Origin of the sequence: Peribacillus sp. NPDC076916 (assembly GCF_050269675.1) — a bacterium.
GTDB classification, from domain to species: Bacteria; Bacillota; Bacilli; order Bacillales; family DSM-1321; genus Peribacillus; species Peribacillus aracenensis.
Window position 1 is genome coordinate 156,399 of sequence record NZ_JBNNIU010000009.1, and the last position, 7,560, is coordinate 163,958.

Annotated in this window: 11 protein-coding genes and 2 pseudogenes; all 13 read right to left on the reverse strand. The window is 38.9% G+C overall.

The features are described 5' to 3' along the window. Nucleotides 1–155: 155 nt before the first annotated feature. A complete protein-coding gene (locus ACQKFG_RS21675; RefSeq protein ID WP_427562686.1) occupies nt 156–1,019 on the reverse strand; it encodes an alpha/beta fold hydrolase in 864 nt (287 codons plus the stop codon). A gap of 4 nt (nt 1,020–1,023) precedes the next feature. Then, entirely contained in the window at nt 1,024–1,422 is a 399-nt protein-coding gene (locus tag ACQKFG_RS21680) for a hypothetical protein (RefSeq protein ID WP_427562689.1), read from the reverse strand. A gap of 207 nt (nt 1,423–1,629) precedes the next feature. Next, nucleotides 1,630–3,489, reverse strand: a complete 1,860-nt coding sequence (locus ACQKFG_RS21685; RefSeq protein WP_427562692.1) for a sigma-54-dependent Fis family transcriptional regulator — start codon at nt 3,487–3,489, stop codon at nt 1,630–1,632. Nucleotides 3,490–3,768: 279 nt separating this feature from the next. After that, nucleotides 3,769–3,960, reverse strand: a complete 192-nt coding sequence (locus ACQKFG_RS21690) for a helix-turn-helix domain-containing protein (RefSeq protein WP_427562695.1) — start codon at nt 3,958–3,960, stop codon at nt 3,769–3,771. 81 nt (nt 3,961–4,041) lie between these two features. Further along, a pseudogene (locus tag ACQKFG_RS21695) lies at nt 4,042–4,559 on the reverse strand (sigma 54-interacting transcriptional regulator). Further along, nucleotides 4,556–4,639 (reverse strand): sigma 54-interacting transcriptional regulator, encoded by an 84-nt coding sequence (locus tag ACQKFG_RS21700; protein ID WP_427562734.1) that lies wholly within the window; start codon nt 4,637–4,639, stop codon nt 4,556–4,558. Before ACQKFG_RS21700 ends, ACQKFG_RS21695 begins: the two are co-directional and overlap by 4 nt. Beyond that, a complete protein-coding gene (locus ACQKFG_RS21705; protein ID WP_427562737.1) occupies nt 4,632–4,703 on the reverse strand; it encodes a hypothetical protein in 72 nt (23 codons plus the stop codon). The genes ACQKFG_RS21700 and ACQKFG_RS21705 overlap by 8 nt, the downstream gene beginning before the upstream one ends. Nucleotides 4,704–5,031: 328 nt before the next feature. Further along, a complete protein-coding gene (locus ACQKFG_RS21710) occupies nt 5,032–5,268 on the reverse strand; it encodes a hypothetical protein (RefSeq protein ID WP_427562698.1) in 237 nt (78 codons plus the stop codon). A 152-nt stretch (nt 5,269–5,420) separates the two neighbouring features. Continuing rightward, nucleotides 5,421–5,711 (reverse strand): annotated as a pseudogene (locus ACQKFG_RS21715) (sigma 54-interacting transcriptional regulator); the annotation flags it as partial. A gap of 29 nt (nt 5,712–5,740) precedes the next feature. After that, nucleotides 5,741–5,941 (reverse strand): sigma 54-interacting transcriptional regulator, encoded by a 201-nt coding sequence (locus ACQKFG_RS21720; RefSeq protein WP_427562701.1) that lies wholly within the window; start codon nt 5,939–5,941, stop codon nt 5,741–5,743. 57 nt (nt 5,942–5,998) lie between these two features. After that, entirely contained in the window at nt 5,999–6,256 is a 258-nt protein-coding gene (locus ACQKFG_RS21725) for a hypothetical protein (protein WP_427562704.1), read from the reverse strand. 113 nt (nt 6,257–6,369) lie between these two features. Then, on the reverse strand, nt 6,370–6,684 hold the full coding sequence (locus ACQKFG_RS21730) for a hypothetical protein (protein WP_427562707.1): 315 nt from the start codon (nt 6,682–6,684) through the stop codon (nt 6,370–6,372). Between the two features lie 411 nt (nt 6,685–7,095). Beyond that, on the reverse strand, nt 7,096–7,560 hold a 465-nt coding region (locus ACQKFG_RS21735), incomplete at its 5' end, for an enoyl-CoA hydratase/isomerase family protein (RefSeq protein ID WP_427562710.1).

The window sequence follows — 7,560 nt, forward strand, 5'->3', positions numbered from 1 at the left end:
ATCAGGACACATAATAAAATTCCAACCGTAAATGCCCATGTTGCGCCTTTTACAGCAAGGACAGAAAAAATTACAGGAGAGACTTTTCGTCTCCCCTGTATGATGTCATGATTCGTTTGAAACAGACTTTGTGATGGTCTCTTTATTTTTATTTTTTATACTAATGTTTTTTCTTCGGTTAAGATATCTTGAAGAACATCTTCCAAGTATTTAACAAATACTTCGTGGTTTTCACTCATTGGGAAATGACCAATACCTTTCATTTCTACAAACTTGGCTCCTGGTATTTTTTCAGCCGTACGTTTAGAGTCTTCAGGTGTTGAAAGATAGTCATATTCTCCTGTCAGCATATATACTGGACATTTATTCGTATCAATTTGATGGAGCTTTCCACGTAAATCATGATCTACACTATAAAAATATAGGTCTCCTTTAAATACACCTGGAGCCCCTTGGCTATAGTACCACGATGTTAAACGACGATCTTTTTCTGGGCTTTGTGGAGCCATGAGTCCCCAGACTCCTGATCCACAAACTTCTCCACCGTGAGTATGGGGATGATTCCACCATTCCTGATAAAATCCAGGTGTATGGTCGGATCCCTCAACAGGTATGGTGGCTCGGAAGTTCTCAGGATACTCAAGTGCCAACTGAAGCGCAGCATGTCCGCCAAAAGAGCTTCCCATAAAAATAGGATTTTCTAACTCCAAAGCTTCACAGAAATTAAGAACAAATTGAAGATAAAAATCTGTTGTAAGCTTGTATTCTTCTTTCCACCATTCCACACCATGAGGGGGATCTGATTTACCGTGTCTTGGTAAATCATAAGCTATCACCCTAAAATTCTGTGTAATGTTTGAATCTTCAAGTAAGTCTCGCCATTGTCTGCTGTCAGCCCCAGCTGTATGCTGACAAACTAATGGGATACCTTGTCCATTTTCCTCAAAATAAACCTTGTGCTCAATGCCATCTACTTCAATATAAACATATTGACCTTTAACAGAAGAAAATTTACCCATCATATTACACTCCTTTAACTAACTTGTTTTTCACTTCTCTAGTAACATCTAGGAAACGGATCATGTACTTCAAATTGGCATACAGTTCCTTAAGATTTCCTTCCAGCTGCAAATTCCCTTGAAAGGCTGCTGCGAATAATTCATGGAACATTGGAGGTGGTATTGGCTGAGTGAATTTTTCCCAAGCTTCTAAACTACCTCTAATCGCAAAACTCCATCCGTCTAACGCTCCCTTTTCAAAGAAGTTAGACAGTTTACCTTGCTTAATTTGGACTATGTATTCCTTTGCACCGATTTGCAAGAGTAAGTCTGTAACACAATATTTTCCTATTACATTTAACTCTTGATCTGTGTTTACGGCTTCCTGGAAATTTTCCATCCATTCTTTTGATCCTACTTGCATATTTTATTAGCCTCCCTTTACTTGTTTTATTGGGACATGGTCCTCAACTTGATATATTGCAAGAACCGTGCCAATTAATTAGACGTTTAAAATAAAGTGAAAACGGAGTCTGCAATGGGGCTTTTACTTTATGAGCTTGATGATTCCCATTTTAAAAATGTACATTTGACCGGTCTGTGTTCGGACAGACGAACAGTTATATATACTTTATTCGACGTTATATTTTTGGATTTTCCGATAAAGAGCACTGCGGGAGATACCCATTTCCCTCGCAGCTTGGGCACGATTACCGTTGGCTTTATTGAGAATGATAGAGAGATATTCACGTTCACTTATTTTATCTATTGATTGATCCAATCCTAAAAACTCATGTGCATGAAATGAATCGAAGTGATCTTCATCATGTAGATAAACAATTCGCTCAATTACGTTCCTCATCTCTCTTAAATTCCCTGGCCATGTATGTTGTTCGAATATATTCATTACTTCTGGAGTGAAAGAGATTGTTTTTCGTTGTGCTTTTTCACAAGCTTCACCTAACATTGTATTCAAGATGCTTTCCACGTCTTCAATTCGTTCTCTTAAAGAAGGGATTTTTATATTAAAAACGTTTAACCGATAATAGAGATCCTCTCGAAATTCTCCTTTTTCAATTAGTTCTTTAATATTTTTATTTGTCGCAGCTAAAAAACGTACATCAACTGGAATCGGTGTCGTGCCTCCTACTCTTACCACTTGTTTTTCTTCTAAAGTTCTAAGAAGAGTAGCCTGTAAATCAAGTGGTAAATCTGCTATTTCGTCTAAGAATATGGTTCCTTTGTCCGACGCTTCAATTTTCCCTTGACTCCCTTTATTTTTTGCACCTGTAAAGGCTCCTCCTTCATAACCAAACAACTCTGTAGTAATTAGTTCTCGAGGCAAGGCTGCACAATTAATCGCAGTGTAAGGTTGGTCCCTTCTTTCGCTTTGCTTGTGAATAAAGCGAGCCATAAAGTCTTTCCCGACTCCACTTTCCCCCTGTATAAGAATACTTGCATCACTTCTTGAAACCTTTATAGCTGTTTGTATGGTCTTCTGGAAAGCTGTATTTTTAGTGTAAAAGGCAAAGTAATCTTGATTGATTTTACCTTTTGGTAGGGTTTCCTTAGTTTGGGAATGTATAAATAGGACGTTGGCTAATGTTTTACCTCCCTTCACTATTTCTTCTGAATGGATGAAAAACTTCTTCTCATTCACTTCAATTTCGGTTGAAACTGAACCTTTTTCAACGCCACTCAATATCATTTTTTTACTTGATTCCGAATGACCGTAGTTTTCTTCCCACAACTTTAAAAAGTCATGAGCAGGCTTGTTTTTGTATAACTCTATACCTTGATTATCAAACGATATAATACCTGTGTTGGAGTTGAACTTATGAACGTATCCAGTTAATACGTGTGATAAAACTTGCTCTTTGATTTCTGCTTTATGAAACCGGTATCTTTCACTAATAACATGAGCACCAGCAAATGCCAGTGTATATAACTCTCTCAAATCATTATTAGGGCCCATACGGCAAACGTCAAAGGCCCCTATGTATTCTCCATCAACAAAAATAGGACACGCAGAACAATCCCAAACGCGAAGGGCTAAACAGTAATGCTCATTCCCTGAAGTAGCCATGGCAGTGCGTGTTCTAAGCGCAATTGATAGCCCTGTTGAACCAACGTTTTCTTCCATCCATCGTGCACCTACAGACATTCCACACTGGTCGGCTATTTTTTGAGATTTGTGATCAGCCATCATTTCCACTAAGTATCCTTCTGCATCTGCAAGTAAAAGAATGTATCCTCCTCCTTTTAAGCGCTTATAAAAATCCTTCATAACTGGCAACGCTGCATTAATCAGGTCGAGGTTTTTCTGTCGTCTTCCTACAAGATCGCTTTGTGAAATAGGAGAAAAAACATTTTCCCTCTCATGAGAAACACCCATCTGTTTACACCTATTCCACGATTCCAAAACTTCTTTTCGTACGTTGATGTCGGTGTTCCCATCAAGAACAAACTGCCTCCATTGCTCGTCAGCCATAATAGTTCCCCTCCTCAAAACTGAATTTCGTTGATATGCATTCATACATGAATATCCCTGGTGTTTATCAAACTTATTCATCATTATTTTCTTTACATCATTGATGGTACTTAGGGTCAAGGAGGGCAAGTTCCTCAATTAAGAAAGTTGACTAGCAGAGAGTACGCTTATATTAATGAATAAAGAAATATGACTATTTTATTTTTTAGTCATTTACTTCGACATAACACTTTAGGGACTTCATCTAGCTGAGAGTGTACAACGACTATCTTTTCCATCTTAGACCCTGGAGAATATGAGACTTTCGCCCTTTGAGGAGACGTTATTTTTGCGGATTAAGGTCGTTTGCGAAACGCCCAATACCTTGGCAGCCTTGCGAATACGACCTTCCCGCTGTATCATGCTCTCGATTAGATTTTTCTCCACAGACTTAAATAAGTTACTTTTGGTGTCCTCATTTCTTAAGAGCATTGATAGACTGACTCCCGTATGTTGTTTTGCAATAGGCAAATCCTTCGGTTCTATTACATCGTTTTTAGTGGTTAGGACAAGTCATCTGCAATATTTAACAATTCTCGGATGTTGCCTGGCCAGTGATATGCGCAAAGAATCCATAGCATCCATCGTAAATGATTTATTCTTATTATATTCCTCATTAAAATTTTGGAGAAAATGACCGATTAACAAGGAGATATCATCCTTCCTTTCCCTCAATGCTGGAGTCTGGATAGGGATGACATTCAATCGGTAATATAGGTATTCCCGAAATTCTCCTCTCAGGACCATAGATTCTAAATCCCTATTGGTCGCTGCCACAATTCTTACATTGACCTGAATCACCTTCTTTCCACCGACCCGGGTAAACCGCTGGTCTTGTAGCACACTTAAAAGTTTTGCCTGAAGATATAAGGGGAACTCCCCGATTTCATCCAAAATAAGGTTCCATGATCAGCAAGTTCAAATAATCCTGGCTTCCCATCCTTCTTTGCACCTGTGAAGGCACCGGTATCATAGCCAAAGAACTCAGATACCAAGAAATCCTTAGGGATGGCCCCGCAGTTCACTTTCATGAAGGCTCCGGATCTTTCAGCTTACTTGTCTCATGAATTTCCCTAGCCAAGACATCTTTTCCTACTCCAGATTCACCCATTGACCAATAGAATTTTCCCTTCCTGATTCATTACCAAAATTCCATCATGAAAATTCTCCACTATTGTCCGATATAAAAATCAGGTATCCTCGTAAATTTCATGTGCTCCTCCTACGATCCAAATTGTATAGTTATAAACCATTTCCAGTAACGCTTATGTGTCACCTGTTAGCCCTTTCTGAAACGGCTTCTCTATACAATACAAAAGACATGTACAACAAGCAGAACAAAACAACGACGAATATGAATCTCAATATATAACCGAATCCACAACGAACAATAATTAGAATAGTAATGTACATAGTTCTTTAGCGTATCGCATTGAGGGTAACCCCAAACTCTTTCATCTTTTTGAGAACCATTGTATGAGTGATACCTATGGCCTTACCAGCTTATCGCACTGATCCATATTTTTTCAGGGCTTGGATTAGCGCTTCCTTTTCCAGATCGACCAGGTTGCCTCCTTCTGCAGGACCGTAACAAGACAGCTTGAGGATTTGCCAGTCTACCTCAGGTTTACCTTCTTGAATCTTCAGTTTATTTTCTATCTCGTCACATCCACTTACTATATTTGGAAGATACTTCGATTTAATGACCTTGGCAAGGCAGGTAAGCACTAGTCGTTCCACTATATTGGATAACTCCCGAACATTCCCGGGAAATTTATACATTAACAATTGATCCACAACTTCTTTTGATAAGCGTTTTGAATATTGATGCTTCTCATTAAACTTCTTAAAAAAATTACCAAGTAGCGGAGTAATATCATCCTTTCTTTCCCTTAGTGGCGGAATTGGATTGGTATGATATTCAACCTATAATAGAGGTCTAGCCGAAATGTTTCTTCCTCCACCATTCTTTCCAAGTTTCGATTGGTTGCAGCAATAACCCTTTCATTAATGTTGATCGTTTGTGTCCCTCCAACTCGGATAAGTTCCTGTTCCTGAAGAACCCGCAGGAATTTTACCTGCATGTCTAATGGTAACTCTCCGATTTCGTCAAGGAAAATAGTTCCGTTATTGGCCAATTCAAAAATACCCTGCTTACCTGCCTTTTTTGCCCCTGTAAAAGCACCCTGTTCATATCAGAACAACTCTGCCTCTAATAGATTAGGAGGATCGCTCCACAGTTTACTTTCACGAATAACCCTTTTTCAAAACGCAAGCTGTTTTCATGTAGCACTTTGCCAATGACCTCTTTCCCAACTCCAGATTCTCCCAGTACTAATATAGTAGAATCGGATGATGCAACATGATAGACAAAATCAAGGACATCTAGCATTTCTTGGCTATAGGCTATCACTTCTCCTGAACTTTTTATATTTTGAATGCGCACCTGTTTGAGCTCGGTTTGGTAGCGCTAAGGTAAATTCTTGGATTCAGCTAGATGCTCCTGAAGTCTAGTTAAGTCCGAGACGTCCCTAACGTTTGCCAAAACCCGGATCAATTCTCCTTTTTGGTTGCAAACCGGCGTAGCTGTAACCAGAGTATATATTCCAGTATTTTCATACTTCTGAACGTTTGTATATGATCTTCCTGATTGTAGCGTCTTCATCTCCACAGAATCATTTAGAAATAGGCCTTTATCCACCATATCGTTCATGTGCGCCCCGACCATTACCTCCTTGTTCAGCAAAGTGATCAGTTCAACTCCTTATTGATAAATATAACCTGTCTCATCTGTTATCAATATTCCATCATAAGAATTGTCTATAACGAGCATCAACTGATTTAATTCATCCTGCAGGCAACGATCCATTTGATACTGCCGTAATAAATTCCATCCTTTACAACAGGAATTATTTGGTGGGTGTTAGAACACGGTAAGCCGTAAATCACTTCCGTTCCATCGACTGAAACACAGTCTTTATCAATGTACTCTTCGATGAATCGTTTTAAATCAGTATTTAGTAAATCCCTTGCATGAATTATCCCTATGAAATTTTGACCCGATAAAACAGGCTTCATGTATTCAGCCGCTTTCCAGATAGGATCTGCACTTTGAACGACAGGATCATTTTGTTCAATACGATCTAACCAGTTCATGTATATCACCTTTTTTCATTCTTTTCGAACAGATTAAGGATATTTGGAATTGTTTCTTGTAAAATAGATGTGTTAGAAATGAAGCTCTTATATATGAGGACGGATATGAAAATTAACCTAATAAACACCATCGTGAATAATATCAGTAGAGTAAACAACCTCTTAAAACAATAATATTATTACTCTTCAAATAGGTATAACTGTATATCATTCGATAGTTCATTGGTCAACTAAGGGTAGAGGATTTTTCTTCTTGATTATTTTAAATTATCCAAAGGTGTAAGTCCTTGTAAGGAAGTCAAAAGGAACAAAAAAAGATTGTAGAGAGAGTAATACCACGCTTTCTCTACAAGCTGGGAAAGAACGGATTCAGTGGTTTCTCAACACCTCAGTTGACTTACTATCCATTATTTACTTCCCTGTAAAAACTGGTTTTCTCTTTTCTACGAACGCATCTACGCCTTCTTTAAAGTCTTCTGTTGTGCGAAGGAGGCCGTAGGCTTTCCCTTCCATTTTCAATCCGACTCCCAGCGGACTTTCTTCAGAAGCGTTCAACACTTCTTTTGCAACACGCTGAGCAAGCGGAGAAAATTGAACAAGCTCCTCAACTAACGAATCCACTGTTTGCTGAAGGTCCCCTTTGGACACTACTTGTGTTAATAGACCCCATTGATACGCTTCATTTGCAGGAATTTTTCTGGCACGCATGATCATGTCCTTTGCTCTTGTTAAGCCCACAATCTTTGCAATTCTCTGTGTACCTCCACTCCCAGGAATCATTCCTAGGTTCATTTCTGGAAGGGCAAGCAGGGTATCTTCCCGTGCAATCCTGAAATCACAGGCCATCGCAAGTTCTAGGCCTACACCGAACGTATA

Excerpts from the sequence above, each read along its gene's own strand:
- ACQKFG_RS21675 (WP_427562686.1), bottom strand. The coding sequence starts at position 1,019 with ATGGGTAAATTTTCTTCTGTTAAAGGTCAATATGTTTATATTGAAGTA.
- ACQKFG_RS21680 (WP_427562689.1), bottom strand. The coding sequence starts at position 1,422 with ATGCAAGTAGGATCAAAAGAATGGATGGAAAATTTCCAGGAAGCCGTA.
- ACQKFG_RS21685 (WP_427562692.1), bottom strand. The coding sequence starts at position 3,489 with ATGGCTGACGAGCAATGGAGGCAGTTTGTTCTTGATGGGAACACCGAC.
- ACQKFG_RS21690 (WP_427562695.1), bottom strand. The coding sequence starts at position 3,960 with ATGCTCTTAAGAAATGAGGACACCAAAAGTAACTTATTTAAGTCTGTG.
- ACQKFG_RS21700 (WP_427562734.1), bottom strand. The coding sequence starts at position 4,639 with ATGGGTGAATCTGGAGTAGGAAAAGATGTCTTGGCTAGGGAAATTCAT.
- ACQKFG_RS21725 (WP_427562704.1), bottom strand. The coding sequence starts at position 6,256 with ATGGTCGGGGCGCACATGAACGATATGGTGGATAAAGGCCTATTTCTA.
- ACQKFG_RS21730 (WP_427562707.1), bottom strand. The coding sequence starts at position 6,684 with ATGAACTGGTTAGATCGTATTGAACAAAATGATCCTGTCGTTCAAAGT.